Consider the following 25,761-nt stretch of genomic DNA (forward strand, 5'->3'; position numbering starts at 1 on the left):
CCTCAATAATATTGGCGATAAATAAATATATTGAGCGGGAAGCTACCTTATGGCTTCCGGTACGTCCAGTGGCATTGATTAGCCGTATTTATGATCTGGTTATCTGCCTGATTTATCTGGAATATCACAGGGGCTCTGGAATAGAATTCAATAGATTCTTTTGAGCGTCTTTGTTTTTTAATCTTACCAGATAGATTGATAAGAGTGTGGCAACGATCAATACGGGGAAAAAGATGGCATGAACCCAATATGATGTTTGTTCAATAATCTCTGGGCTGGCCCCCTCACTGAACCCAATCATGGCTGCTGGGATGCCGGCAATCGCAGGACCCAATGCGCCCCCGCACATTTGCAGCGTAGGAATAGCACCAGACCTTTTATCCTGTTCCTCACTTGGCCCTGATTCAATGATTACAGATGATAGATCGGCCCAAAAAATGCCGAATCCTGCCCCGGCTAGAAAAATTGCAATGCTCAAGGACCATAATGGCCCGCCATAAAGAAACTGTGCAATGCCATAAAACCCTAAGAATGCGGTAAAGACACCTGTTGGTATAAGATATAGCCGCCAACTGTTATTCTGTGGAAGTTTGGCACAGACCATTGCTGCGAGTGACCAGGATATTGATTCAAGGGCGACCATGAAGCCTGCAGACAGGGGGGAGAACCCGTGAATTTTTTGCAAAATATACGGGCCATAAACCATAAAAGAAATGGAAGAAACCATGGCCAGAAAGATGACTGTAATTCCGGTGCCGGCAACGCTGAAAAGACTGAGGCCATGCTTGGGAAGTAAGGAGTTATTAGATCTTTTGTCCCTATAAAGAAGGTATCCGAGTAAAGATAAACCAGTGATCAAGAAAGCCACGGCGTAGTCGGGTTCTCTGTTCCCCATTGCGATGATCAAAACGGCTGATCCCAAAAGCCCAAGCCTGAAGAAAGGCAGTGATGTTCTGACTTCTGTTTCTGTTGTGGATTCAGTCTTTTCCTTTTTAGGAAAACTAGACCTTATAAGGATGACAAACAGGATTGCACAGACAGTCATGATATAGAAACCCGCTCTCCATCCTACTGTTTGGGCAAAAATACCACCAGCGAGTGGCCCACCAACCGAGGCGATACCCCAGACAGCAGATTCCATCGCAAAAACAGTTGGCCAGAGATGACGTGGGAAAAGGTCAGCAATTACGGTGTAACAACTTGCGAGAACCAATCCTCCGCCAATCCCTTGAACAACGCGAGAGAACAGAAACAATTCCATTGATGGGGAAAGGCTGACCAAAAGAGAGCCGACCGTGAAGATCGAGCCACCGATAGTCATAATAGCACGCCCACCGATTCTGGTTTTTGTTGTCCCTGCGGAAAGTGATGCAATCATTGCGGCGGTGGTATAAAGCAGGGCTGACCAGTTAATAAATTCAACGCCATTAAGATCATCAACGGCGGAAGGCAATAATGTCGAAGTGATTAAGCTATTTAAGGCATAAAGGGCGACGCCCATACAAACAATCACCAGGTGTAGAATGTTCTGCGGAGTCATTTTTGACTTAGTATTTGGTGGCGCAGAGTTGGGCATGATACAGACCTTAAATAAAAAAGTTTTTTCTTTTCTTATTTAATTTGTAAGCTGAATAATTAAAAAAGCAAATACTTTTTTTAATTAACTTTATAGACTATACTCTATTGCTATGAGAAAAAATGAAAAGACAGAAGATGCAATTCTCGCATTGCTAAAAGCACGAGGAGAAATGCAAGCAGTTGATCTGGCAAGTGAATTGTCTATGACAGCAGTTGGTATGCGCCAACACCTCAAACGAATGTCTGCAGAAGGAATGATTCAAAAGGCATCGGTAGAGGCTTCGTCATCAGGGGCGGGAAGGCCAGCTGTGAGTTGGGAATTAACGGCAGAGTCTCATAACACATTCGGCGATTCTCATGCATTGTTGACAAAAGATCTAATTGAAAGCGCCCGCATCATTTTTGGTGATGAAGGGGTTGAGAAGCTGGTCAGTCATCGCGAGCAACAGACGCTAAAGAATTATACAGATGCCCTTTCACAGGTAACAACACTTGAAGATCGGGTACACCAGCTGGTCGAATTGAGAGAGCGCGAAGGATATATGGCATCAGCCGAGGCAGATGATCAGGGTGGATTTCTCTTTATTGAAAATCACTGCCCTATTTGTACTGCGGCTACGATTTGTCAGGGATTTTGTCGTGCAGAGTTGTCTATCTTCAGGACGGTTCTTGGGCCAGATGTTGATGTGGAGCGTGTCGAATATCTGTTAGAAGGTGGTCGACGTTGTAGTTACCGTATTCGCCCACATAATTCCAAAACCCAGAATAAACCGGACATTTCTGTGGAACTGGGGCAGGAAGATATCGGTGGCCACGAGATGGCTTCAGAAAAGACAAGCGAAGAACGTTCTTCACCTCAGGCACGGTATTTGATCGTAGATGAATAGAGTTCCCGGATTTATATGCAGCTGCTATTCAGTGGGGGAAACCCATTGAAGCCTATGGACGAGTAAGTTGTTGTGTAAGCGCCTGTTGCATGGATGCGAATCTTGTCGCCAGGTTTTAAATCAAGCGGCAGATCGTAATTAAATTTCTCATAAAGGACATCGACGCTATCGCAACTCGGGCCTGCGAGAATGACAGGTCCCAGGTTGGTATCAGCCTCTTTTCCAGCAATCGTAATCGGATACTTGATGGCTTCATCAAGACATTCTGCGAGACCAGAGAAAATGCCGATGTCGAGATAAACCCAGCGCTTTTCATCGTCTGTATTCTTGCGGGACACTAAAACAACTTCAGCTTCTATGACCCCTGCGTCACCAACAACAGACCGTCCGGGCTCTATAATGATTTTTGGTATGTTGTCTCCAAAGTGCTTTTTCAACGCAGATGAAAGGTATTCGCCGTATTGAGAAATGGATGGTACATCCGCATTGTACGCAGTGGGGAAACCGCCGCCGAGATTAAGTGTAGAGAGTTCAATACCCTCATTTTTCAGATCTTTATAGAGTTCTTTAATTAGACCGAGAGCATTATCCCATTGGCTTTTTTTTGTTTGTTGTGACCCCACATGAAATGAAAGACCTATTGGATGTAAGCCATGGATCATTGATTGTGATAGCAACTCTTTGGCCATAACGGGCGAGCAACCAAACTTATGGCTTAGGGGCCAGTCGGCGCCAGAACAGTCGACCAGGACACGACAATAGACATTAGAACCGGGAGCTGATCGGGCAATTTTAAGAAGCTCTTCATAACTATCGAATGCGTAACTCTGAATGCCGAGTTTGTAGGCCTCGGCGATGGCATTTTCTTTTTTGATAGTATTGCCAAATGATATTTGATTCGCCGGAATACCGAGTGACAGGCACAATTTGATTTCTGCGATGCTCGCAGCGTCAAAACAGGAGCTTAGGTTCTTAAGCCGAGACAAAATTTCCGATGCAGGATTGGCTTTTACCGCGTAATAAATCAATGCGTTGGGCAGGGCAGATGCTAGATTGTTGAAATTGACCTCTACCTGATCAAGGTCTATGACCAAATGCGGTTCATCAAAGGAATTTTGGGCGAAAAAGGCCTCTAATTTTGCATTTAAAGAACCGATACTCATTTAATTTGTCACTATTCCTAATAGAACAAGCGGGCCGATGCTGACCTTCAAAAACCGAGTCTTAATTTTAAGCGCGTCTTTAAGAGGTATCGGGTTATGATGCAAGTGTTAGTTTTCGTTCAAGCCAGCATTGACCAAGGCTTTGCGGCTTACTAAATTAAGACAATGCTAGTCGGTGAATAAGGATCACTTATTTAAGGGCATTGGAATTTAAAAGGAAATTCTGTGAAGTTTAATGACACATCCCTGATATCCGGTGCAATTGCAGGTATGAATGATCGCTCTCGCGAGATTTTCCGTCTGGTGGTTGATGCTTATGTGGAAACCGGGGAACCCATTGGGTCCCGAACGTTATCTCGCAAGCTTGGTATGGATCTGTCGGCGGCAACAATTCGTAATGTTATGGCTGATCTAGAGGATATGGGGCTTTTATTTGCCAAGCATACCTCTGCCGGACGGCTACCAACGGATGTTGGCCTTCGGCTTTATGTGAACGGTTTGTTAGAACACGGAAACCTTAGTAAAGATGAGCGCAGCCAGATAAAAGCACAGTGTGCAGCTGATGGAAAATCCATGCCTCAGTTATTGGAAGAGGCTACGGGAATGTTATCCGGCCTTTCCCAGTGTGCAGGATTGGTTGTCGCGCCTAAATTATCTGAACCTCTAAAACATATTGAATTTGTATCTCTTGCTCCTGGGCGGGCTCTAGTTGTGTTGGTTTCTGATTCTGGATCAGTTGAAAACAGGGTGGTTAATATTCCTTTGGGGTTACCGCCCTCTGCGCTTGTTGATGCATCAAACTTTTTGGCTGCGCGTATGGTCGGGCGGACATTGGAAGAAGCGCTACAAGAAATACAAACCGAGCTCAAAGAACATCAGGCCATGTTGGACCAGCTGTCACAGAAAGTTGTCGAACTGGGATTGGCGACATGGGCCGAAGATATCAATGGCAGTTCTAATGGTGCGCTGATTGTGAGAGGACAGGCACAGTTACTTGAAGATATAAATGCCCTTGAAGATTTGGAAAGGGTACGCCATCTATTCTCTGCATTGGAAAAACGAGAGTCTCTGGTCCGTTTGTTAGAAATGACAAAAACGGCAGAGGGGGTTCAGATCTTTATAGGGTCTGAAAATGAATTGTTTGCCCAAGCGGGGTGTTCTGTAGTAATGGCACCTTATAAAAATACTCGACAACAGGTTGTCGGGGCGATCGGGGTCATTGGTCCAACACGAATTGACTATGCCCGTATCATTCCGATGGTGGATTATACCGCCAAAATACTTGGTCGAATGATTGGATGAGAGTGGTTGGATAAACAGGGCTGAAATCTTGTTAAATCCAGAAGTAAGTAACTTAAAAGAGAAGATTGGTTAGCGGAAAATGTCCGAAACGGAAAAACAAAATCCGGAAGAGAATGTTGTTGCTGAAGATCAGATTCCTGATGATCTGGTAAACGGAGAAGCAGCAGAAGAAGCAACCGTTGATACTGCGTCTGCAGCTGAAGAAGCAAAGTCAGATGCCGTAAGAGTTGCTGAACTGGATGCGCAGAATGCTCAGTTGACAGACAAGCTGTTGCGTACAATGGCAGATATGGAAAATCTTCGTAATCGCACGCGTCGTGATAAGGAAGATGCTATCAAGTATGCACCTCAAAAGCTGGTGACAGACTTAATTGGTGTTATGGATAACCTTCAACGTGCGTTGTCATCTGTTTCAGAAGAAACCGCCGAAGGCAATGAAGACCTTAAAACGCTCCGCGATGGTGTTGAAATGACCAATCGCGAAATGCTCAAGGTTTTTGAAAAACATAACATTACCGAAGTCGAGGCAATGGGTGCCCGTATGGACCCGCACAGCCATGAAGCGCTGTTTGAAATTCCTGATCCTTCCCAACCAGAAGGGACAATTTTACAGGTTATTCAACCAGGGTTCCGCCTTCATGATCGTCTGCTAAGGCCAGCACGCGTTGGCGTTGCCAAGGGCGGCCCTGTTGCTGGTGCAGATAAAGTGGACACAACAGCTTAAGCTTTTAGCTGTTTAGATTGAGAAAGTCGGTACTTTTGTGCCGACTTTTTTTATGGAGATGCTTTTTCAAAAGCAGCCTCATTGGATGATGATCTTGCAACGTTCTAGGAGAGAGAAATTGCTAGACTTTATTTACCCTACGGAGCGTGAGGTTAATACGTCCACCATTTTTCAGTAGCTGGCTTGATCCATATAAAATACGATCAATACCATGATAGGCGTTTCGAGCTTCGCCACCAAGTATGACGACGTCACCAGAATTTAATTTGGTTGATGTTGTCGGCCCTTGCCGTTTAAGCCCTCCAAGGCGAAAGAGTGCGCTGTCTCCTAATGATACAGAAAGAACGGGTGCATTAAAATCCTGCTCGTCTTGATCCCGGTGAAGACCCATTTTCGCTTTTTCGTTTTGATAATAATTTAACAGGCAGCATTCCGGAAGTTCCGAATAGCCAGTTAAATCGGTCCAGACTGTGAGTAATTTATCCGGTATCTGAAGCCAGGGGCGTTTGGTAACGGGATGGAAACTTTGATAACGATATCCCCCGGTTTTGTCTGATACCCAGCCCAGAGACCCAAACGATGTCATGGCGACAGAAAAGGGCTTACCAGTTTTGGGCATTGTGGGTTGAAACAGAGGGTTTATCCTGATCATCTCTCGAATTTCGGATAAGAGATTTTTCTGTTCTTCCTGGCTGAAATATTCGGGGTGATATTGAAAACCGGCAATCATTTTATTACGGACACTTTATCACTGTTTTGAACTATTTATAAATGCTAGCTCTCTGATCTGTCTTGAGAATTAATGATTCGTGTTTGCCGTTTTTCAAGTAAGCGCATTGTTAAAAAGAGGAGTCCACCAATGAGGGTAACGGCGAGTCCGAACCACTGAACAAGTTCATTTTTGAGAAGATAGTGCGCTGTGAGCATGACGGCGATTCCAAACAAAACATCTCCTACAGCAATCCACTTAACCATTTTTCGGATATTAGGGCTAACGTTGGCTTTTTTTGAGTTCATTATGGCTAAATTCCCGGAATATTCGCGCGGTGATTCACCTGAAAAACATCATAATAAAGATGAGCGATAAATTATTATATCACTAATCTATTGATTCATAATGTAATTTAACTTTTCTGAAAAACCTTATTTTTTTAGGCATATTGCTCCTTGCAGTGAAAGCTCTGGCTGCATATATATCCCGTGAGCCCAAAAAATGGGTTCAGCCCTCAAAAGGGACCAGCCGGCAGTGCTTGGCATCAAGGCTGCCAAATCGGTTTGCTATATTAAGTGTGAGGAATAAACATGAGCAAAGTAATTGGTATTGATCTAGGAACCACAAACTCCTGTATCGCTATTATGGACGGTAAAGACGTCCGTGTTGTTGAAAATGCTGAAGGTGCGCGTACGACACCTTCTATGGTTGGCTTTACGGCTGAAGAGCGCCTCGTTGGGCTGCCCGCCAAACGCCAGTCAGTTACAAACCCTGAAAATACTCTTTTTGCGATCAAGCGTTTGATCGGTCGTCGTTTTGACGATCCGCTGACAAAAAAAGATATGGACCTTGTGCCATACAATATTGTTAAAGCTGACAATGGTGACGCGTGGGTTGAAGCCAACGGTGAAAAATACAGCCCGTCACAGATTTCTGCTTTCATCCTGCAAAAAATGAAAGAAACTGCCGAGAGTTATCTTGGTGAGCCTGTGACAAAAGCAGTTATCACTGTTCCTGCTTACTTTAACGATTCTCAGCGTCAGGCAACAAAAGATGCCGGTAAGATCGCTGGCCTTGAAGTTCTACGTATTATCAACGAGCCGACTGCTGCTGCTCTTGCATACGGCATGGACAAAAAAGGTTCTGGTACCGTTGTTGTTTATGACCTTGGCGGTGGTACTTTCGATGTTTCCGTTCTTGAAATCGGTGACGGTGTGTTCGAAGTGAAATCAACAAACGGAGATACATTCCTTGGTGGTGAAGATTTCGACAGCCGCATCATTGATTACTTGGCAGATGAATTTAACAAAGAACAGGGTATTGACCTTCGTAAAGATACACTGGCTCTACAGCGTTTGAAAGAAGCTGCTGAGAAAGCAAAGATCGAGCTTTCTTCTTCTACTCAAACTGAAGTGAACCTACCGTTTATTACGGCTGATGCGTCTGGTCCTAAACACCTTAACGTCAAGCTGACACGTGCGAAATTGGAAGCATTGGTTGACGATTTGATCCAACGCACAATGGGTCCTGTTAAGTCTGCGTTGAAAGACGCTGGTGTAAAAGCTGGTGACATCGACGAGATCATCATGGTTGGTGGTATGATCCGTATGCCGAAAGTTCATGACACTGTTAAGGACTTCTTTGGTAAAGAACCACACCGTGGCGTGAACCCTGATGAAGTTGTGGCAACTGGTGCTGCTATTCAGGCGGGTGTTCTTCAGGGTGAAGTGAAAGACGTTCTTCTTCTTGACGTGACACCATTGTCTCTTGGTATTGAGACACTGGGTGGTGTTATGACCAAACTGATTGATCGTAACACAACAATCCCAACGAAGAAGAGCCAGACTTTCTCTACAGCCGAAGATAACCAGAGTGCTGTGACAATTCGTGTGTTCCAAGGTGAGCGCGAAATGGCTGCGGATAACAAAATTCTTGGTCAGTTTAATCTCGAAGGTATTCCTGGTGCGCCACGCGGTGTTCCTCAGATCGAAGTTACTTTTGATATTGATGCTAACGGTATTGTTAATGTTGGCGCGAAAGATAAAGCAACCGGTAAAGAACAGTCTGTTCGTATCGAAGCCTCTGGTGGCCTGAGCGACGCTGACATTGATCAGATGGTTCGTGATGCTGAAGAAAATGCCGATGCTGATAAAGCCCGTCGTGAATCTGTCGAAGTTAAAAATCAGGCTGAAGGTCTGATCCATCAGACAGAGAAAACACTTGGTGAAGTTGGCGATAAAGTTTCTGACGAAGAAAAAGCAACTATCGAAGCAGCGGTTGCGGAATTGAAAACTGCGCTTGAAGGTGATGATGTTGAAGATATCAAAGCCAAGATGGAAGCTTTGGGTCAGGCGTCAATGAAGCTGGGTGAAGCACTTTATGCTGACGCTGGTGCCGAAGGCGCAGAAGGTGCTTCTGAATCGGCTTCTGAAGCAGAAGCTGACGACGGTGTTGTCGATGCAGACTTCGAAGAAGTTGACGACGAGAAGAACAGCAAAAGCGCTTAAGGCGGTTTTGGATTTCAGGGGGCTGGCGTTTGCCAGCCCCTTTTCACCTTCTGATGAGGGAAAACTATACTGATGTCCAAAAAGGATTTCTATGAGGTCTTAGGGGTTTCACGTTCGGCAGATGCCAAAGAGTTGAAATCGGCCTATCGCAAACTGGCTATGAAATACCACCCGGATCGCAATCCGGATGATGCCGAAGCGGAAAAAAAATTCAAAGAAATTAACGAAGCCTATGGCGTTCTCAAAGACGACCAGCAACGCGCGGCCTATGATAACTATGGCCATGCTGCTTTTGAAAATGGCGGGCCAGGCGCTGGCGGCGGCTTTGGTGGCGGTGGTTTCGGCGGCGGTGGCTTTGCTGATATCTTCGAAGAAATGTTTGGCGGCTTTGGCGGCGGTGGGCGATCTGCGGGCGGGTCCCAACGCGGTGGCGACCTTCGCTACAATATGGAAATTTCACTGGAAGATGCGTACACAGGTAAAGAAGCCGAAATTAGGATTCCAAGCGCAGTTTCCTGTGATGTTTGTGATGGCAGCGGTGCTGAAAAGGGATCATCCCCGGTAACCTGTGGTACCTGTAAAGGTGCGGGTCGTGTGCGTATGCAACAGGGTTTCTTTACCGTTGAGAGGACATGTCATACTTGTCAGGGTGTCGGTAAAGTTATCGAAAAACCTTGCGGAAACTGTCACGGTTCTGGCCAAGTGGAAAAAGAAAAAACCCTTCAGGTAAACATTCCTGCGGGTGTGGAAGAAGGCAATCGTATTCGTTTGGCTGGCGAAGGCGAAATGGGGGCTCGTGGCGGTACGCCCGGGGATCTTTACATTTTCCTTTCGATTGAACCGCACAGAATTTTCCAGCGCGAGGGCGCAGACATTTATTGTCGCGTTCCCATTTCGATGACGCAGGCTGCTTTGGGTGGTTCTGTCGAAGTGCCGACAATTGACGGCGGCCGTGCCAAAGTTTCTATTCCGGATGGCACGCAGAGCAGACAGCAGTTCCGTTTGCGTAGCAAGGGGATGTCTGTCCTCAGATCGAGCTCACGTGGCGATATGTACGTTGAGGTAACCGTAGAAACACCGGTTAACCTGACGAAACGTCAGAAAGAGCTGTTGCGTGAATTTGAAGAAGAAAGCGGGGATAATTCGCCTCTTAGCTCTGGCTTCTTTAAGCGCGTCAAAGAATTCTGGGAAGACCTTACGGAATAAAGACCAAACCTTTAATAAGAAAAAGCCTGTCGGTGATATACCTGACAGGCTTTTTTTATGCTTTCGTTTATTTAGAAGTTTCAGCTACGGCACTTTGGGTTTGTTTTCCAAAACTCGCTATTAAGTATCACCGCTAATTATGAATAACAGGCTTTGTTCTGGAAGCGGTGAGAGTTCTGTCTTGGACAGATCTGACTTAGCTGCTATCTCTGTTTTGAAATAGATTATATAGCCATACATGCTAGTCTTTGACGGGAAGATGAAGATGACTAACAAAATTGGGATTGTTGGCAGTGCAGGCCGAATGGGGCGCATGCTGACAGACGTTATTGGCCGAACGGATAACTGTGAGGTTTTTGGTGGAACCGAACTTCCGGGGAGCCCTAACCTTGGCAAAGACCTGGGTGAGTTGGCGGGAATTGGCACGATTGGTGTAACAGTCGGAGATAATCCACTCGCTTTATTTGAGGCGTGCGATGTTGTCATTGATTTTTCTGTGCCGGAAGCAACACTTAACCATGCAAAGCTGGCCGCAAAAACCGGATGTTCACTTGTTGTTGGAACCACGGGAATGACCCAAGAACAGGTGGTTGAACTGGAAGCGGCAACCACGACAACCTCAATTGTTTTTGCCCGCAATATGAGTTTGGGTGTGAATCTTCTGATGTCTATTGTTGAACAGGTCGCGGCGTCATTGGATGAAGACTACGACATTGAAGTTGTTGAAATGCACCACCGTCACAAGGTTGATTCACCTTCAGGCACTGCGCTCGCCCTTGGTGAAGCAGCGGCATCGGGGCGTGGGGTTGAGCTGGACAAAGTTGCAGACAAAGTACGTGATGGCATTATTGGCGCGAGAAAACGCGGCGATATCGGTTTCGCAACGCTGCGCGGTGGTGATGTGGTGGGAGACCACAGCGTGATCTTTGCTGCAGATGGCGAGCGGATAGAGTTAGGACATCGGGCAAGCAATCGTGAAGTTTTTGCTCGTGGTGCTGTTAAGGCTGCCAACTGGTTACAGGGCAAGGAAAACGGCTTCTATGACATGCGAGATGTCCTCGGATTGAAATAGGTTGTTTCAGTCTTGGCGATGTTGAAAAGGGAGCTGCTCGCTCCCTTTTTATATCTGGATGAAAGAATCGTCTTAGCTTCGTTTACGCTCACGATAGAGGGTGTATAGCCCACTAGAGACCACGACCAAAGCCCCCACGATGGTCCATTGATCTGGAAATTCATCATAGAAGAGCCAGCCAAAGAGCGTGGCCCAGACCAGGAGTGTGTAGTTAAAGGGCTGGATTGCAGACGGGGTTGCGTATTGAAACGCGAAGATCAGAAAGAAATGTCCGAGGCTGATAAAAATACCCCCGGCAATGAGCGCGATCCAGCCGTAGAAATCCGGCGTTACCCAGAAAAACGGAACCATGAAGGTTACACAGATCAAGGGGACAACACCTGTATAAAACTGTGAGGTTTCGCCATCGTCATAACGGCTGCTGATACGTAGCAAAATTTGATAAACGGCAAAGGCTGCTGCTGCCAGAAGGGGCAATAGAAAAAGTTCGTTAAAGCCTTCAAAGCCAGGCCGTAGAATAATCATTACGCCTGCGAAACCAACGAGGACAGCTGACCAACGACGGATACCAACCAGTTCCTTTAACCATAGAGCTGACAAGGCTGTGACGACGATGGGGGCTACTGCTACAATTGCGTGAACGTCGGCAATGGGTAGCAGTTTGAAACTTAAGGTAAAGAGGAACGCTTCACCCAGCAAAAATACAGATCTGAATATCTGCAGGGGCAGGTTGTTCGCCTGTGCAACCTTTTTTAATCCCGTTGGGCCAGCTTTATAAAGCGCCATGCTAATCACAAAGACAGACAGGATAATGTATCGTACCCAAAGAAGTTGTGGCAGGGGATAGGTTTGCGCAACATGTTTGACCACGGCATCACCTGAAGAAAAGGCAGCCATAGCGATAATGGCCAAGATAATACCTTGCCGTGTGGTATCCAATATAGATGCCTGATTTTCCTGTGTGCTCACAACGTGACTTTCTCAGAATGTAATAAACGCGCCCTTTTCAGACGACTTTACACAGGGCTTTTAAACCGCTGTTTGGGGCAATATCGGGTAAAGCTGTTTGAAATATGAAGTTTTGCAACCTCCATCGACTTTGATCTTTATTCCACGCGTGGGCAAGAGGCAAGATAGTCAGGCGTTTTTTCAGTTACTTAAGCTACATCTTTGGAAATTCTTTATAGATTGAAAGCAAGCCTTGTGAGCAGCGCATGGGAGACCTGTGGCTTTGTGCTTGCCCAGAATATGGAACTGGCTATACTCCGCGCAAATTATAACCTGACTGTAACCGACCCCAGAGCAAACTCTGTGGGCCTATAATACGGAAATTTTATGAGCGAAAACGCCAAACTTGATGTTGTCGGCATTGGTAATGCCATCGTTGATATTGTTGCTACTGCTGATGATGCGCTGCTCGAAGAACAAGGTATCATCAAAGGGGCGATGAACCTGATTGATCAGGATCGTGCCGATGCGCTCTATGATGTGATGGGGCCTGCGATTGAACGCTCTGGCGGATCTGCTGGGAATACCATGGCCGGTATTGCGTCGCTTGGTGGTAAGGGCGGCTATTTTGGTAAAGTACGTGATGATCAGTTCGGTCAGGTTTTCCGTCATGACATTCGCGCAGAAGGCGTTGAGTTCAATACCGAAGCTGCAACGGATGGCCCCTCTACTGCGCGTTGTTTGATCTTTGTGACGCCAGATGCTGAACGTTCGATGAATACTTATCTCGGTGCTTGTGTTAATCTCACAGTTGCTGATATCGACGAAGAAATGATTAGATCTGCCAAAGTTACCTATATGGAAGGGTACCTTTGGGATCCGGAAGAAGCGAAGAAAGCTTTTATCCATGCGTCTAAAACAGCCCATGCTGCCGGACGTAAGGTATCGCTGACACTGTCAGATTCTTTCTGTGTTGGTCGCCACCGCGAATCTTTCCTGAATCTGGTGAATAACTACGTTGATATTCTTTTTGCAAACGAAGAAGAAGCCATGGCGCTTTTCGAAGTTGATAACTTTGATGCTGTTCTGCAAGAGGTCCGAGGCTGTTGTTCTGTCGCGGCAATCACCCGTGGTGATAAGGGTTCTGTCGTTTGTGCGGGTGATGAAGTTCACGTTGTTGATGCCATTCCTGTTGAACAGGTGGTTGACACAACAGGGGCAGGCGACCTATATGCAGCAGGATTTCTTTACGGATACACGAACGGCTACAATCTTTATGACAGTGGCCGGATCGGTTCAATCGCCGCCGCCGAGGTGATTTCCCACTTTGGCGCCCGCCCAGAAACTTCTCTGGCGGAACTGGTAGAGGAAAAACTTAAGTAGGTCATCGCTCTGTCACACGACTGCGCTACAGACCTTAGTGGTTACGTAGAACAGAAAGACAAGAGCACATTGATAACGCCATGGATGACCCGGGTGTATTTGATGACCGAAGATAATGCGGGGCGCAGAAGCCCCTCTTTGATACATGAGAGTATAAGGCAATGACTACAGCGCTTCGCAACGTGGCGATTATCGCACACGTTGACCACGGCAAAACCACTTTGGTGGATGAGCTACTAAAACAATCCGGTACATTTAGTGACCACCAAAAGGTCAATGAACGTGCAATGGACAGCAACGATCTGGAAAAAGAACGTGGTATCACGATTCTTGCCAAGTGTACTTCTGTGGCTTGGAAAGAAACCCGGATCAACATCGTTGATACACCTGGTCACGCCGATTTCGGTGGCGAAGTTGAGCGTATCCTTTCTATGGTTGATGGTGTTGTTCTGCTGGTTGATGCAGCAGAAGGCCCAATGCCGCAGACCAAGTTTGTGACATCAAAAGCTCTTGCCTGTGGTCTGAAACCAATTGTTGTTATCAACAAAGCTGATAAAGCTGATGCGCGCCCTGATTGGGTTGTGGATCAGGTTTTTGATATGCTTGTGAACCTTGATGCAACCGAAGATCAGCTTGATTTCCCGGTTCTTTACGCTTCTGCAAAACAAGGTTGGGCAATTACAAACCTTGAAGATCCGCAAGAGAATATGGAACCACTCTTCAAGTTGATGATTGATATTTTGCCAGCACCAACTGAAGAAGTTGATGCACCGTTTTCCATGCTGGCAACCACACTTGAAGCAGACAACTTTCTTGGCCGTATCCTGACCGGTCGTATCCACTCTGGTATTGCCAAGGTGAATATGCCAGTGAAGGTCATCACTGCCGACGGTAAAACGATCAACAATTGCCGCTTGTCAAAACTATTGGCGTTTGATGGTCTAAAACGTGTTCCTGTTGAGGAAGCGCGTGCGGGTGACATCGTGGCGATTGCGGGTATTCCTGATGCAACCGTTGCTGATACGATCTGCGATACATCTGTTGAAGAAGGCATTGCTGCACAGCCGATTGATCCGCCGACTTTGGCGATGACTTTCACCGTTAATGATTCTCCGCTTGCGGGCCGTGAAGGTGACAAAGTTACCAGCCGTATGATCCGTGATCGTCTGAACCGTGAAGCTGAAGGTAACGTCGCCATCCGCATCAAAGAAAGTGATTCAAAGGATTCTTTCGAAGTTGCTGGTCGTGGTGAGCTTCAGTTGGGTGTTTTGATTGAGAACATGCGTCGCGAAGGCTTTGAGCTTTCTATCTCTCGTCCGCGCGTGCTGATGCACAGAGATGAAACTGATACATTGGTTGAGCCAATGGAAGAAGTTGTCGTTGATGTGGACGAAGAATACTCCGGCGTTGTTGTTGAGAAAATGGCTGAGCGTAAAGCTGAGCTAACTGATATGCGTCCATCCGGTGTGGGTAAAACCCGCGTGACCTTCCTGGCGCCTTCACGTGGCTTGATTGGTTATCACGGTGAGTTCCTAACAGATACACGTGGTACCGGCATCATGAACCGTCTGTTCCACAGCTTTGGTCCCTACCGTGGTGCGATTCAGGGGCGTCGTCAGGGCGTCTTGATTTCCAATGGTATTGGTTCTGCTGTTGCTTACGCCCTTTGGAACCTTGAAGAGCGTGGAGAGATCTTTGTGAACCCAGGTGATGCACTTTACGAAGGCATGATCATCGGTGAACACAGTCGTCCCAATGACCTTGAAGTGAACCCTTTGAAAGCAAAACAGCTGACCAACGTACGTGCTTCCGGTAAAGATGATGCGATCAAGTTGACACCACCGCGTATTCGTTCTCTTGAGCAGTCACTTGCCTATATTCAGGACGATGAATTGGTGGAAGTAACACCAAAATCTATCCGCCTGCGTAAACAGTACCTGATCGGCCATGAGCGTAAACGTCACGCACGTAGTAAAGAAGCTATCGGTTAAGCGATCTTCGCAACTGATAAAGGGGCTGCTTTTTAGCAGCCCCTTTTTTTGTGTCAGATTAATGATAATTGTGTACTGGGCGAATTGCCTGATTTAGTGAGTACATAATTATTTTTTACTTCTGATATACGCCCTTGATTAACATCAAAGATGGCGGCGATTTCATGTTGAAATAGTCCTTTTTCCAATAGCTTAAGGACTTTAATTTTATCGTCGTGTGTTAATTGCTTTGACACTTCTTTTTCCTTGAAAGAAATGCTAATGCTGAATTGTTACTTGCACATTAAAAAGAGTATGGTACTCCTAAGTGTGCCAAATAGGTACGAATGACTATAATTCCTATTGCTATCAGCATTAGCGAGTTATTGAGTAAAGGCCGGGTCGCACCCCGGCCTTGCTTCATGCAAACAAAAATCTCATTTGCACAAGATAATTTTCACACAATACTTAGTTGTCGTCATCACTATTTTGCCTATTGACACACAACTTTGTGTGTTTCCTTGATTAAAGAGGCTATGGATAAACTGTACATAAGCTGGTTTTAGGAATAAGAAGCTATTGTAACTATCTGTAAATAAATAGAATTTGAAAAATATTTACACGAATAATAAATCATCCTTTATTATTAATGAGATACTAGAAAAATTACTAATTTGAGAATCCAAAATACAAGAAAGTTAATATTTCTTAAAGTATTTGGATTCTTGAATTAATTATAAGGCTGTTATTTAGCAAACTTTGCCTTGTTATCATCTTTTTTATCTTCTTCCGGCTCTGATCCAATTGGATAAACAAAGCGTTGGTAGAGGAAGCCGATGCCGATCAGGCAGAGGCCAAGGCCGATAAAGGATGCCACCCGGTAAAGGCCGCTGAGGGCAGACATATCCCACAGAAAGACTTTGGTGGTCACCAATAGAACCAATCCCAAAGAGAGATGACGTATCTTGGAAATGTCCCGAATGATCCCGACGGCAAGTAGTATCCCGGCAAAGATAAGCCATGCGGCTGAATAGCTGTAACCTTCGGCATTGAGAATGTCGCCTGATGCCATAGCAAAGGGATGGAACGCCCGGCGGACTTCAAGTGTCAGGTCAAGAAAGACAAGCCAGACAGCGATACCGCCAATCCATGGCATAAACTTCTTATGCCCCTGATTACGGGCTTCGCGGTAGATAATAACACTGATCAAGCCGGGAATCAGATAGGCAAGCGATAGCTGGTTGAATAGTGGCCAATTCCCCACGGCTTCGTTGGTAAAGACAGGGTTGAAGATAAGACACTGGAAGACCAGTATCTGTGCCCCAGCCATGGATAACAGGATCTTAGAGCCCCAGTTGCTGGCAATGCGCGGTACGATGCGATTGCGGTAATAAAGGAATGCGCCTGTTATCAACCAAGACAGGGACTGTAGGCTTTGTTCAAGCGGGCCGTAGTACTGGGCATACAGATTATTGTCGTTCACCAGATATCTGATTTCCAGATTGACGAGTACGACGCCAATGGCGATGGCCCCTGATTCAAGAATAGTCACGAGCTGGTCGTCTTTTTCTTGTTTAAAATAATAGGCCGCCCCGGCAAAAGCGATTGCTGGAATACCAAAACTATAGAGAAGCCAGAGCGCATCGACTTCTTCTCGTGGAATTACAGGATCGAAATGATTCAGGGCGACGAGCCTAAGGATTACGACCACAGCGACGAAAAGAATGCATGGACGTATAAAGGGGATGCGTACTTGAGACGCAACCCATCCGGCAGAAGGGAGTAGCAGCGCGAGGGCAATCGTCAGGCCGCTTTTTTCAAAGGCGATGGCAAAGGCAATACCCAAAGCAGCGAGAACCGAGAGGGCATAGACGCCCAATACAGGTTCCATACCAGCTTCTGATCTTTTTGGCAGGACCTGTTTCGCGGCCATAAAGCCGAGGCCAGCAAGAACCAGCGCGAGTAGGCTCCACGCGAGGTCAGCACCGATAGCGGATACTCTGAGATAAACAAACAAGAAGGCCAACAAAGGGACTGTCGCTGACAGCGTCGCCAGATACACGGGTGTTTTGGTTTTACTTAGACCTCTGAAGCCGACAGCTGCGGCAAGAATGGCAATAAAGCCAGAGAGCAGCAGATAGAAATTAAGCTCTGGCGGGATGATGGGGTTAATAAGCGTTCCCGCGTCTTGTCCGGAAACGTAGAGGGTTTCTGGAAGCTCGATCGAACCGGGGAAGGGATAACGGGCGACAATATAAAGCGCAACCAATGAAATCCCCGTAAGCAGGGCTTCGCAGTGTCTGAGTTTGAAGGCGCTATACCCAAGCCCACCAGCAATGATAAAGAAGAAGACAAGCGAGGCGGTAGAGAAGTTATCCATGGACAAGAGGATAATCTGTAATGCCAGTACAGCTGCGATGGCCGAAAGCCCAAGGATCTTTTCTGGCGACAGGTTGCCGTCAAAATCGAACGGATGTTTTAAGCTGGTTTTGATATCTTCGATAGAACTGAGGAAGCTTTCATACCGTGGCGCGATAAAGAGTCCGATCATTAGGGTTTGATGCAGAGCAAGCGGATAGATATCACCTTTCTCCCATGCTGCACCCATCCATAGAAGCTGCCAGAGAACTGAACCTGTGAGAGACATCCAGCCAAGCCACCACCAGTTCTGATAGCGGACAACCGCCAACGCAGAGGCTGTAATAAAGCTTAGATAGCTGAAAAGAGCCCAGGCGGACGAATTGCCTGTACTGACGAGCATCGGAATGACAAAGGCGCCAGCCATGCCCATAGCGGCAATCAATGGGCCCTGAAGCAAGGAAAGTCCCAACCCGGCAATTGCTACGATGGTGAGCAGGACAAAAGCAAAGAGCGGTGAAATAAGATCGTACAGGCCATAGGCGGCGTAGATACTGCCATAGGTGATGGCAAGGCCCGCAGCAGTTAAGGCGGGTGGAACGTGATTGGGTTTGAGCGCAGCGATTGCTTGTTCAATGGGGCGTCTACGTAACCATTCCCCACCAAACATCAGGGCTAACCCAAAGAGAACGCCACAGGTAATTCTAAAGCCAGGGGAAAGCAGGTTGTTCTCAATTGAGTATTTTATCAGGAAAACGCCGCCGATAATAACGGTCAAACTACCTAGCCAAACCAGCCACTGACGGGTGAAAGCCTCTTCGAAAGATTTCCACGGGCTTTTGTCACTGGAATAGCTTTCCATGGCTTCGGCAATGGATCTAGCTGCGACAGGTTTCTCAGCTTGCTGGTTGCTCTGTTTTATGCCTGATGGTTCTTGAGCATTGGCCCCGGGTTGAGAAGCTGCGGTTTCTTCTGAGGACGAATGTTGTTCGTTTGTTTGTACAGGTTTTTGCAAAGACTCGCTCTGGATGCCTTTAGCTGTATCAAGTGCGCTTTCCTGTGGCGTTGCCACTGGTTTTGCTTCTTGTGACGGTGTCACGGGGTTTTCTATGGTTGTGTCTGGTGCTGTGGCTGGCACAGCTTTTTTCTCAAGGTTTTGTAACTTGAGTTTTAGAGCAACGATCTCACTGCGTAGTCCGCCGATTTTATACAGGGCCACAAAGGCCAGTATCGGGCCACCAAAAAGAATGAGAATTCCCAGAAGAACCAGTAGTACTTCGTCCACAATACCCCCTAAACCAGCACAGATAACACGTAAAGCTGGTTGATTTATAACAAAACTCACGGGATCATAGCGTTATCCCTAAGGTAGAGACAACAGGAAGCTGTGACTTATCATAAACTTGGGGGAAATAGACGTCTGATTTTTTGATCTGGCAGGTTTTCCAGACTTAAAAGATTGAGATAGGGATCGCCGGTAATACCAAGAAGTTTGGCAAAAGCAGGTTCAGTTTTTACACCCTGCTGCTTGAGTTCGATCACTCGTTGCGTAAAGCGAGTGCCGAAAAGGGCTAGTAACCGTTTTTCCAAAAGAAAATGGCGGACACCAAACTGTTCGTTTAAGGGCCTGTTTTGAATAAAAAATTCAATGGGCCACCCCATAAAGTTGAAGGAAATAAGCTCTGTTTTGTAGGGCGGAAAAGAAAGAGTTCTTTGAGATAGATCCTTATGGTTGGCAAGTGCTGTTGATAATCTCTGCGCCAATGCACCAGGGGCAGAGCTGAAACAGGCAATATCAATATCGCTGTCTGCAATATCGATACTCAGAGGCGGTGTGCCAATAATCTCGTAATTAACACCCACGAGAAGTTTTGAAAGGGCCAAGCAATTCAGAACTTCTATATAGTCTGCTCTTTGCCTTGTGGTGTCACCCGTCAATCTCAAACCCTCTGAAGGGCATGTCTGAACTTCTACTCAACCAGTTTGTATCGGGATACTCGCAAGCACCATCGATTAGATGCAGCGTGTAGGCCTGTCTGGATTTATCCGACGTATTTGCCCCGCTTAGATGTGGAAGCTGTCCGTGGAGAACAATCAATGATCCCTGTTTGACTTCTAGTGGCACGCGGTCTTCTTCGGGCCATACTGTGTCATTTAGCTTTTCGGTAAAGAGCTTTCCATCGGCATTGCGATAGTGGCGCTTTTTCAAGGGGGATTTATGATGTCCGGGCAGGCCCCACATGCAGCCGTTCTCGAGGGTGGCATCTTCCATGGCAAACCACATACCGATACAGGAATGGGGTTCTGTATAGAGAAAGGTTGAATCCTGATGACAAATCACCTCGCCGCCGATACGGGGTTGTTTGAAAATATACATAGATTGGCTTAACAAGGGCTGTGCCATGCCTAGATCCTTGGCAACCTGTGCAAGATCGGGATTGCGGGAAAAAGCTGAAAACACGGGATCAAGATCGTGTTGAGCATGTCCGATCTTGTTGATAGACAGCGCCTTATTTTGTTTCAACTTACCTTCGGCATCAAAGGCACCTTCTTCGAAGAAGCAGCGAATTTTATCTCCTGATTTTTCGAAATAGTTATTACCCTCATGGCTTTTATTGGTTGTCGAAAAGACAGCCCGAAATTCATCGGGATCAAATGCATCTACAATGCTCCCCGCCTGTGTCATCAGCTTTTCACAGGCAGCTTTGGATACAAAGTCTTCCAGAACCAACACACCATTATCATCAAAAAATTGCTTCATTTCAGTGTTAAGAATACCGCCAGCAGGGGCGGCAAACTTTTGTATGGATGAAGTGGTGTTGTTTGTCATGTAAGGCGTTTCCTGTTGTAGAGGTGTCGTGACTTATGAGTTCGTTATATGAATGACGTGACTGTTGGATAAAAGCTTAGAGATTACAACACTCTTTGAGTAGAGAAAATTGTGAGCGATTTAAAAATAACCCACAGACAATCTTTGATCCGTGACTTATGATCCAAAAGCTGACAGTTAACTATATGAGTAATGAAGGCCTTTGGGCCAATTGATACAGAGAAAGCAGGTATATGACAGACGGCACTAGCAAGAGAAAAAGTAGCTATAACTGGCTAGAATCTCTGATGGTTTACCGTCAACCAAGGGTCATAGGTATGTTGTTTCTTGGCTTTTCTGCTGGCCTGCCTTTGCTGTTAATCTTTTCTACGCTGAATACATGGCTCAGAGATGTGGGTGTTTCCCGTACCGAGATCGGTTTTTTTGCTTGGGTTGGTTTGGCTTTTTCAATCAAAGTTCTCTGGGCACCTTTGGTCGATCACATCGATATTCCCTTTTTATGGCGTTTGGGAAAGCGCCGCTCTTGGATGCTCTTGGGGCAATTTGGTATTATTGTTGGTTTGATTGGTATGGCTTTTACCGATCCAACTGCAAACCTTGCACAAATGGCCGCTTTTTCCGTTGTTGTTGCTTTTTCCTCGGCAACACAGGATATCGGGCTTGATGCTTATCGTATTGAAGCAATGGATACAGAGTACCAAGGAGCTATGTCTGCTAATTATGTCATGGGTTACCGCATTGCTATGCTCGTGGCTGGTGCAGGGTCATTATATTTGGCTGATTTTTATTCTTGGATATTAAGTTATCAGGTCATGGCCCTATTGATGGGGGTCGGTATTATTACCGTATTTGTTATCAAAGAACCGGATAGGGAAGAAGCGCCTGAGGGTATCAAGCCTTTTGACAAATCAAATAGCTATATAGATCAAGCACAAACAATGGTGTTGAATCCCTTTGTGGATTTCTTCAAGCGTAATGGCTGGATTGGTGGATTTATTCTGGCATTTATTGGTGCCTATAAAATCAGTGATATTATCATGGGGAATATGGCAAACCCTCTTTACATAGATCTTGGGTTTTCGAAGTCTGAAATTGCCAGCATATCCAAAGTGTTTGGTCTGATCATGACAATCTTTGGTGGCTATGTCGGTGGTATGTTACTTATGCGGTTCGGGCTTTTACCTGTTCTGCTTCTTGGGGCGATATTGGTTTGTCTAACGAATGTTCTTTTTGCCATTCTTGCACAGGTTGGCTATTCCCTTGATTTCCTTACATTGACAATTACAGCGGATAACTTTTCTAATGGTGTTGCTAGTGCTGTGTTTATTGCCTATTTGTCCAGCCTCGTTAATAAGAGTTATACGGCGACACAATATGCATTGTTTAGCTCGTTTATGACTCTTCCTGGTAAATTTATTTCAGGATTTTCTGGTGTAATTATTGATCACACAGACTATACAACTTTTTTCCTTTATGCAGCTGGAATGGGAATCCCTGCAATTATTATGGTTATCGGGCTGATGATATATGATTCCAGACAGAAATCAGATGAAAACTTGGAAAAATCAACTGAAGAAACCGTTCAGTAAATACTTTTATTAATTACGGGTGGATGAGATCGCTAGCCTTTAGCTTGCTTCTCGAAAAGCATCAGGAAGCAGCATACGATCGATAACTTCAGGGTCTTTGATCCCGCGGACTTGCGTAAAGAGATCTTGAGCTTCTGGGTATTGCAGTTTCAGAAAGTTTAACCATTGCTTGAGGCGCCCAGGACCGTGTTTATCCGGTACTTCCAACCACATTTCCCTGTAAAACCCACGTAAAACAGGTAAGAATTCCTGCCAAGGCAGGACGGGAGCATTCTGAGAGGTATTATCCCTATCAGATCGGTTATCATGCTGGATCAGACGGGCGAGATCCGGTTTGGCAATAAGGCCACGTCCGATCATGACATCGGTGCAACCACTGATCTCGCGACAGCGTTTATAATCATCCACTGTGCAAACATCGCCGTTTGCGACCACGTTGATATCAACAGTTTCGCGGATACGGGCAATCCATTCCCAATGGGCCGGGGGGCGATAGCCTTCTACCTTTGTTCGGGCATGCACACAGACTTCTGAGGCGCCGCCTTCTTCGATGGCATGAGCGTTTTCCAGAGCTTGTGATTTATCTTCATAGCCCAATCGCATCTTCGCAGTGACTGGAACCTCTTTCGGAACAGCAGCCCTGACCGCTTTAACAACGTCATGGACTATATTGGGTTCTTTGAGCAGGACAGAACCGCCTTTGTTTGAGTTAACGCGTTTGGAGGGACAGCCAAAGTTGAGGTCGATGGCCGGGGCACCAAGTTTCACCGCGAGGTGGGCATTCTCGCCCATAACATCAGGGTTCGAGCCAAGCAGTTGAATTGCAATTGGGGTCCCAGCAACGGTTTTACCTGCGGTTTTAAGCTCTGGGGCAATTTTATAGAAGGATTTCGGTGGTAAAACGAGGTCATTGACCCGGATAAACTCTGTCACACCCTGATCGACGCCCCCGATAGTGGTAAGTATCTGGCGCATTTGTGCATCGACCAGACCTTCCATGGGGGCAAGGATCAGCTTCATGCACAGATCTTTCTGTTTTTACCGGTTCTCAATATCTTTCGCCTGATCAGGGTTACCCAAAATCTGATGCCCATATATTTTGCTGCTGTGTACAGGGCAGCGGGGCGGGAGTCAAAACCCATCCGTTTGCCCAATAACCTATCTTGATCGAAATATCAGGAAACAGGATTGCCGTTGTATAGAACGTTTAGCCGCTTGAGTAGGTGATACAGCGTTGTGCTGTCAGCTTTTTCAGTTTGTGGAATGTCCAAATCTTGCTGTGCCTGCAAAAGTGCTCTGGATACATCGGATGTATTTGTTTCGAGGTATTTAAGGTCAACTAACAGACGCTGCACGCTGTTCTGAGGCTGTGAAGTAACATAAGGTGATTTTTGCGGGGCAGCGGGGTGTGGGCTCAGATTCCAGCTTTGATAGGTTTGATCTGCGATGACATTGCTTGGTGCGAGAACAAGTCCTTGATCCGTGATAGAAAAACGATTGAGTGGACCTTCGTTCCGTGAGGGGCACGAGGTCGATCTGGCGGCGTTTTTATTACAGAAGGGAAACAAGGCCTGTATGTGTTCCCATCCCCTACGGTAGCCAGCTTCGATGATTAAGTCGTCGGGGTGTGTCTGGTTTGTAACGCCAGCCCAACCGGTATAGTTGCCAAGTGGGTTGTCTAGCTCGACCAAAGCCCAGTTGTTCAGTAAAGATTTCAGACTTTTGTTTGCAGGGGTAAAGCCTTGTGCGGTTTGATAATTTTTTACAACGGAAGATATCGTTGAATCATCTCGCTGATATCCTGCAATAAAAACCATTTCCCTCGGCTGGAACCAACGACCTTCGACAAGGTCATAAAGGCAGGACGCGGGAGCGAGAAGCTGTCGCACACCAACCATCGTGCCGTTACAAAAGTGCCGCCCGGCAACGTTCAGGCGTCCAAGCGTGCTCCAGGGATATTCACGGGCTTCGAGCAAGGCAAAGTTTTTACCCACCAAAAAGCCGGGGTTATCCTGTTGTATTTTCTCGGTTGTATTTGTTGATGATGATGTTGTTGCCTGTGATGGTGTTTGCTTTTGTTGGGCACTGCATCCGGCAAGGATAACAATCATAGTGATCAAGAGAGCGTGGAATCTACCAGATATCATTGCTGTTATCCCTTTAGACATCAGACGTTATTGTTGACTATCGCAGTCTGGATGGGAAAAGGGCACTAATTTTCTGAACCTCCTACGATAAACTGTTCTTTAGAACATCCATCCTATCAAGATATATCGCAACCCTTTCCCCAAAAACACGAGGGGTAAAAAAAGAATAAATCTAACCCTCAGAACCCCTGCTGCAAAAGTGAGGGGATCACCTATTACCGGAACCCAAGCTAGTAGTAGAGAGAAAGTACCGTATTTTTGAAACCATTTTGAGGCTTTGTTTAATTGGTGTGTTGAAAAGGGGAACCACCTGCGATTTGACCAATGTAAAAGGTAAAGACCTAGCCACCAGTTCACAATGGCGCCGAGGGTATTTCCTGTTGTTGCAATGAGCACCAAAAGCCATTTTGGATGTTCCCCAGAATGCAATGCTGTTGCCAGCATTACTTCGGAAGAGAAGGGGAGTATTGTTGCGGCTAAAAAGGCACCTGTAAAAAGACTAAAAAGCGTGAACATATCAAAATGTCTTAAATCTTAGCGTCGGTCGTAAAAAAGGCTGCCAAAAGGCAGCCTTAATCTCATGACTAAATAAAAATGGCCTTAGTCTTTTTTCGGACTTGGTATCGCGATGACGTTGAAACCTGCATCAACGAAGTGCACTTCACCGGTCACACCAGCAGAAAGATCAGAAGCCAGATAAAGGCCTGCGTTTCCAACCTCTTCCAAAAGCACATTGCGCTCAAGTGGTGAGTTATCACGTGTAAAGCCATAGGTATACTTGGCATCTGCAATCGCAGAGCCTGCAAGTGTACGCATTGGACCTGCAGAGATTGCATTAACGCGTGTTCCTGTTGGGCCAAGATCGGTTGCAAGATACCGCACAGACGATTCCAGAGCAGCTTTAGCAACACCCATAACGTTATAGTTAGGCGTGACGCGTTCGGACCCAAGATATGTCAGGGTAATCAAGCTACTATTTTTACTCAAAAATGGTGCTGCTTTTTGTGCGACAGCAGTAAATGAATAGCAGGATATAGACATGGTATTACGGAAATTTTCCCGTGTTGTATCTACGTAACGTCCTTTAAGCTCTTCTTTGTCAGAGTAGGCAATTGCATGGACAACAAAGTCCAGGCTTCCCCATTGTTCCTTGAGGGTTGCGAAAACATTTTCCAATGCATCACCGTCCTCAACATCACAAGGAAGAACCAGATCTGATCCCAATGATTCTGCCAGAGGTTCAACTCGCTTTTTAAAGGCGTCACCTTGGTAGGTGAAAGCGAGTTCTGCCCCTTGGTTATGTAACGCTTGAGCAATCCCCCAGGCGATGGAATGGTTGTTCGCGACGCCCATAATTAAGCCGCGCTTTCCATCCATCAATGCCG

Annotated in this window: 21 protein-coding genes; 9 read left to right on the forward strand and 12 right to left on the reverse strand. The window is 46.2% G+C overall.

The features are described 5' to 3' along the window. Positions 1 to 124: 124 nt before the first annotated feature. The gene (locus ACN0W5_RS00980; RefSeq protein WP_417452411.1) at positions 125 to 1,576 is read right to left on the reverse strand and encodes an MFS transporter; all 1,452 of its coding nucleotides are present in this window, start codon (positions 1,574 to 1,576) and stop codon (positions 125 to 127) included. 112 nt (positions 1,577 to 1,688) lie between these two features. Between ACN0W5_RS00980 and ACN0W5_RS00985 the strand changes: the two genes are divergently transcribed. Next, the gene (locus tag ACN0W5_RS00985) at positions 1,689 to 2,465 is read left to right on the forward strand and encodes a helix-turn-helix transcriptional regulator (protein ID WP_417452412.1); all 777 of its coding nucleotides are present in this window, start codon (positions 1,689 to 1,691) and stop codon (positions 2,463 to 2,465) included. Between the two features lie 11 nt (positions 2,466 to 2,476). On the opposite strand, the gene ACN0W5_RS00990 is transcribed toward ACN0W5_RS00985, so the two are convergent. After that, positions 2,477 to 3,628 (reverse strand): type III PLP-dependent enzyme, encoded by a 1,152-nt coding sequence (locus tag ACN0W5_RS00990; RefSeq protein ID WP_417452413.1) that lies wholly within the window; start codon positions 3,626 to 3,628, stop codon positions 2,477 to 2,479. Between the two features lie 270 nt (positions 3,629 to 3,898). Here ACN0W5_RS00990 and hrcA point away from each other — a divergent pair, with 270 nt between their 5' ends. Next, positions 3,899 to 4,930, forward strand: a complete 1,032-nt coding sequence (gene hrcA / locus ACN0W5_RS00995) for a heat-inducible transcriptional repressor HrcA (protein WP_417453110.1) — start codon at positions 3,899 to 3,901, stop codon at positions 4,928 to 4,930. Between the two features lie 79 nt (positions 4,931 to 5,009). After that, entirely contained in the window at positions 5,010 to 5,654 is a 645-nt protein-coding gene (grpE, locus tag ACN0W5_RS01000; RefSeq protein WP_417452414.1) for a nucleotide exchange factor GrpE, read from the forward strand. Positions 5,655 to 5,775: 121 nt separating this feature from the next. Here the strand turns inward: grpE and ACN0W5_RS01005 are convergent, their stop codons facing one another. Both ACN0W5_RS01005 and ACN0W5_RS01010 read right to left on the reverse strand, forming a co-directional pair. Next, positions 5,776 to 6,384, reverse strand: coding sequence for an alpha-ketoglutarate-dependent dioxygenase AlkB family protein (locus ACN0W5_RS01005; RefSeq protein ID WP_417452415.1), 609 nt, complete (start codon positions 6,382 to 6,384; stop codon positions 5,776 to 5,778). 44 nt (positions 6,385 to 6,428) lie between these two features. Continuing rightward, a complete protein-coding gene (locus tag ACN0W5_RS01010) occupies positions 6,429 to 6,671 on the reverse strand; it encodes a hypothetical protein (protein WP_417452416.1) in 243 nt (80 codons plus the stop codon). A 285-nt stretch (positions 6,672 to 6,956) separates the two neighbouring features. On the opposite strand from ACN0W5_RS01010, the gene dnaK reads away from it, so the two are divergent. From dnaK to dapB, 3 genes are all read left to right on the forward strand, one after another. Beyond that, positions 6,957 to 8,873: a molecular chaperone DnaK gene (dnaK, locus tag ACN0W5_RS01015; protein WP_417452417.1), complete on the forward strand. Its 1,917-nt coding sequence runs from the start codon at positions 6,957 to 6,959 to the stop codon at positions 8,871 to 8,873. Between the two features lie 72 nt (positions 8,874 to 8,945). Continuing rightward, on the forward strand, positions 8,946 to 10,079 hold the full coding sequence (gene dnaJ, locus ACN0W5_RS01020) for a molecular chaperone DnaJ (protein ID WP_299374840.1): 1,134 nt from the start codon (positions 8,946 to 8,948) through the stop codon (positions 10,077 to 10,079). Positions 10,080 to 10,344: 265 nt separating this feature from the next. Beyond that, positions 10,345 to 11,151, forward strand: coding sequence for a 4-hydroxy-tetrahydrodipicolinate reductase (dapB, locus tag ACN0W5_RS01025; RefSeq protein WP_417452418.1), 807 nt, complete (start codon positions 10,345 to 10,347; stop codon positions 11,149 to 11,151). Positions 11,152 to 11,223: 72 nt separating this feature from the next. Here dapB and ACN0W5_RS01030 read toward each other — a convergent pair whose 3' ends face one another. Next, positions 11,224 to 12,120: a DMT family transporter gene (locus ACN0W5_RS01030; RefSeq protein ID WP_417452419.1), complete on the reverse strand. Its 897-nt coding sequence runs from the start codon at positions 12,118 to 12,120 to the stop codon at positions 11,224 to 11,226. Between the two features lie 366 nt (positions 12,121 to 12,486). On the opposite strand from ACN0W5_RS01030, the gene ACN0W5_RS01035 reads away from it, so the two are divergent. Together ACN0W5_RS01035 and typA are read left to right on the forward strand one after the other, a co-directional pair. Next, entirely contained in the window at positions 12,487 to 13,482 is a 996-nt protein-coding gene (locus ACN0W5_RS01035; protein WP_417452420.1) for an adenosine kinase, read from the forward strand. Between the two features lie 161 nt (positions 13,483 to 13,643). Continuing rightward, the gene (gene typA / locus ACN0W5_RS01040) at positions 13,644 to 15,473 is read left to right on the forward strand and encodes a translational GTPase TypA (RefSeq protein WP_417452421.1); all 1,830 of its coding nucleotides are present in this window, start codon (positions 13,644 to 13,646) and stop codon (positions 15,471 to 15,473) included. 724 nt (positions 15,474 to 16,197) lie between these two features. On the opposite strand, the gene ACN0W5_RS01045 is transcribed toward typA, so the two are convergent. The 3 genes from ACN0W5_RS01045 to ACN0W5_RS01055 are packed head-to-tail and all read right to left on the reverse strand — an operon-like array spanning position 16,198 to position 20,640. Continuing rightward, a complete protein-coding gene (locus ACN0W5_RS01045) occupies positions 16,198 to 19,155 on the reverse strand; it encodes a DUF2339 domain-containing protein (protein ID WP_417452422.1) in 2,958 nt (985 codons plus the stop codon). A gap of 50 nt (positions 19,156 to 19,205) precedes the next feature. After that, the gene (locus ACN0W5_RS01050; protein WP_417452423.1) at positions 19,206 to 19,748 is read right to left on the reverse strand and encodes a DUF4269 domain-containing protein; all 543 of its coding nucleotides are present in this window, start codon (positions 19,746 to 19,748) and stop codon (positions 19,206 to 19,208) included. Then, on the reverse strand, positions 19,738 to 20,640 hold the full coding sequence (locus ACN0W5_RS01055) for a phytanoyl-CoA dioxygenase family protein (RefSeq protein ID WP_417452424.1): 903 nt from the start codon (positions 20,638 to 20,640) through the stop codon (positions 19,738 to 19,740). The genes ACN0W5_RS01050 and ACN0W5_RS01055 overlap by 11 nt, the downstream gene beginning before the upstream one ends. Positions 20,641 to 20,873: 233 nt before the next feature. Here ACN0W5_RS01055 and ACN0W5_RS01060 point away from each other — a divergent pair, with 233 nt between their 5' ends. Further along, the gene (locus tag ACN0W5_RS01060; protein WP_417452425.1) at positions 20,874 to 22,229 is read left to right on the forward strand and encodes an AmpG family muropeptide MFS transporter; all 1,356 of its coding nucleotides are present in this window, start codon (positions 20,874 to 20,876) and stop codon (positions 22,227 to 22,229) included. A 39-nt stretch (positions 22,230 to 22,268) separates the two neighbouring features. On the opposite strand, the gene ACN0W5_RS01065 is transcribed toward ACN0W5_RS01060, so the two are convergent. From ACN0W5_RS01065 to ACN0W5_RS01080, 4 genes are all read right to left on the reverse strand, one after another. Then, positions 22,269 to 23,249: a tRNA dihydrouridine synthase gene (locus tag ACN0W5_RS01065; RefSeq protein WP_417452426.1), complete on the reverse strand. Its 981-nt coding sequence runs from the start codon at positions 23,247 to 23,249 to the stop codon at positions 22,269 to 22,271. Positions 23,250 to 23,404: 155 nt separating this feature from the next. After that, positions 23,405 to 24,376: a trypsin-like serine peptidase gene (locus tag ACN0W5_RS01070; protein WP_417452427.1), complete on the reverse strand. Its 972-nt coding sequence runs from the start codon at positions 24,374 to 24,376 to the stop codon at positions 23,405 to 23,407. A gap of 99 nt (positions 24,377 to 24,475) precedes the next feature. Continuing rightward, entirely contained in the window at positions 24,476 to 24,892 is a 417-nt protein-coding gene (locus ACN0W5_RS01075) for a YqaA family protein (protein WP_417452428.1), read from the reverse strand. Between the two features lie 84 nt (positions 24,893 to 24,976). Beyond that, the gene (locus ACN0W5_RS01080) at positions 24,977 to 25,753 is read right to left on the reverse strand and encodes an enoyl-ACP reductase FabI (RefSeq protein WP_417453111.1); all 777 of its coding nucleotides are present in this window, start codon (positions 25,751 to 25,753) and stop codon (positions 24,977 to 24,979) included. Between the last annotated feature and the right edge of the window lie 8 nt (positions 25,754 to 25,761).

The sequence above is a fragment of the Kiloniella sp. genome (assembly GCF_048270245.1).
GTDB lineage: Bacteria > Pseudomonadota > Alphaproteobacteria > Kiloniellales > Kiloniellaceae > Kiloniella.

What these genes read in the sequence shown, in the direction of transcription:
- ACN0W5_RS01075 (WP_417452428.1), bottom strand. Translation starts at nt 24,892, where the DNA reads ATGTTCACGCTTTTTAGTCTTTTTACAGGTGCCTTTTTAGCCGCAACA.
- typA (WP_417452421.1), top strand. Translation starts at nt 13,644, where the DNA reads ATGACTACAGCGCTTCGCAACGTGGCGATTATCGCACACGTTGACCAC.
- hrcA (WP_417453110.1), top strand. Translation starts at nt 3,899, where the DNA reads ATGAATGATCGCTCTCGCGAGATTTTCCGTCTGGTGGTTGATGCTTAT.
- ACN0W5_RS01035 (WP_417452420.1), top strand. Translation starts at nt 12,487, where the DNA reads ATGAGCGAAAACGCCAAACTTGATGTTGTCGGCATTGGTAATGCCATC.
- ACN0W5_RS00985 (WP_417452412.1), top strand. Translation starts at nt 1,689, where the DNA reads ATGAGAAAAAATGAAAAGACAGAAGATGCAATTCTCGCATTGCTAAAA.
- grpE (WP_417452414.1), top strand. Translation starts at nt 5,010, where the DNA reads ATGTCCGAAACGGAAAAACAAAATCCGGAAGAGAATGTTGTTGCTGAA.
- ACN0W5_RS01070 (WP_417452427.1), bottom strand. Translation starts at nt 24,376, where the DNA reads ATGATATCTGGTAGATTCCACGCTCTCTTGATCACTATGATTGTTATC.
- dnaK (WP_417452417.1), top strand. Translation starts at nt 6,957, where the DNA reads ATGAGCAAAGTAATTGGTATTGATCTAGGAACCACAAACTCCTGTATC.
- ACN0W5_RS00990 (WP_417452413.1), bottom strand. Translation starts at nt 3,628, where the DNA reads ATGAGTATCGGTTCTTTAAATGCAAAATTAGAGGCCTTTTTCGCCCAA.
- dapB (WP_417452418.1), top strand. Translation starts at nt 10,345, where the DNA reads ATGACTAACAAAATTGGGATTGTTGGCAGTGCAGGCCGAATGGGGCGC.
- ACN0W5_RS01065 (WP_417452426.1), bottom strand. Translation starts at nt 23,249, where the DNA reads ATGAAGCTGATCCTTGCCCCCATGGAAGGTCTGGTCGATGCACAAATG.
- ACN0W5_RS01060 (WP_417452425.1), top strand. Translation starts at nt 20,874, where the DNA reads ATGACAGACGGCACTAGCAAGAGAAAAAGTAGCTATAACTGGCTAGAA.
- ACN0W5_RS01010 (WP_417452416.1), bottom strand. Translation starts at nt 6,671, where the DNA reads ATGAACTCAAAAAAAGCCAACGTTAGCCCTAATATCCGAAAAATGGTT.
- ACN0W5_RS01005 (WP_417452415.1), bottom strand. Translation starts at nt 6,384, where the DNA reads ATGATTGCCGGTTTTCAATATCACCCCGAATATTTCAGCCAGGAAGAA.
- ACN0W5_RS01080 (WP_417453111.1), bottom strand. Translation starts at nt 25,753, where the DNA reads ATGGATGGAAAGCGCGGCTTAATTATGGGCGTCGCGAACAACCATTCC.
- dnaJ (WP_299374840.1), top strand. Translation starts at nt 8,946, where the DNA reads ATGTCCAAAAAGGATTTCTATGAGGTCTTAGGGGTTTCACGTTCGGCA.
- ACN0W5_RS00980 (WP_417452411.1), bottom strand. Translation starts at nt 1,576, where the DNA reads ATGCCCAACTCTGCGCCACCAAATACTAAGTCAAAAATGACTCCGCAG.
- ACN0W5_RS01055 (WP_417452424.1), bottom strand. Translation starts at nt 20,640, where the DNA reads ATGACAAACAACACCACTTCATCCATACAAAAGTTTGCCGCCCCTGCT.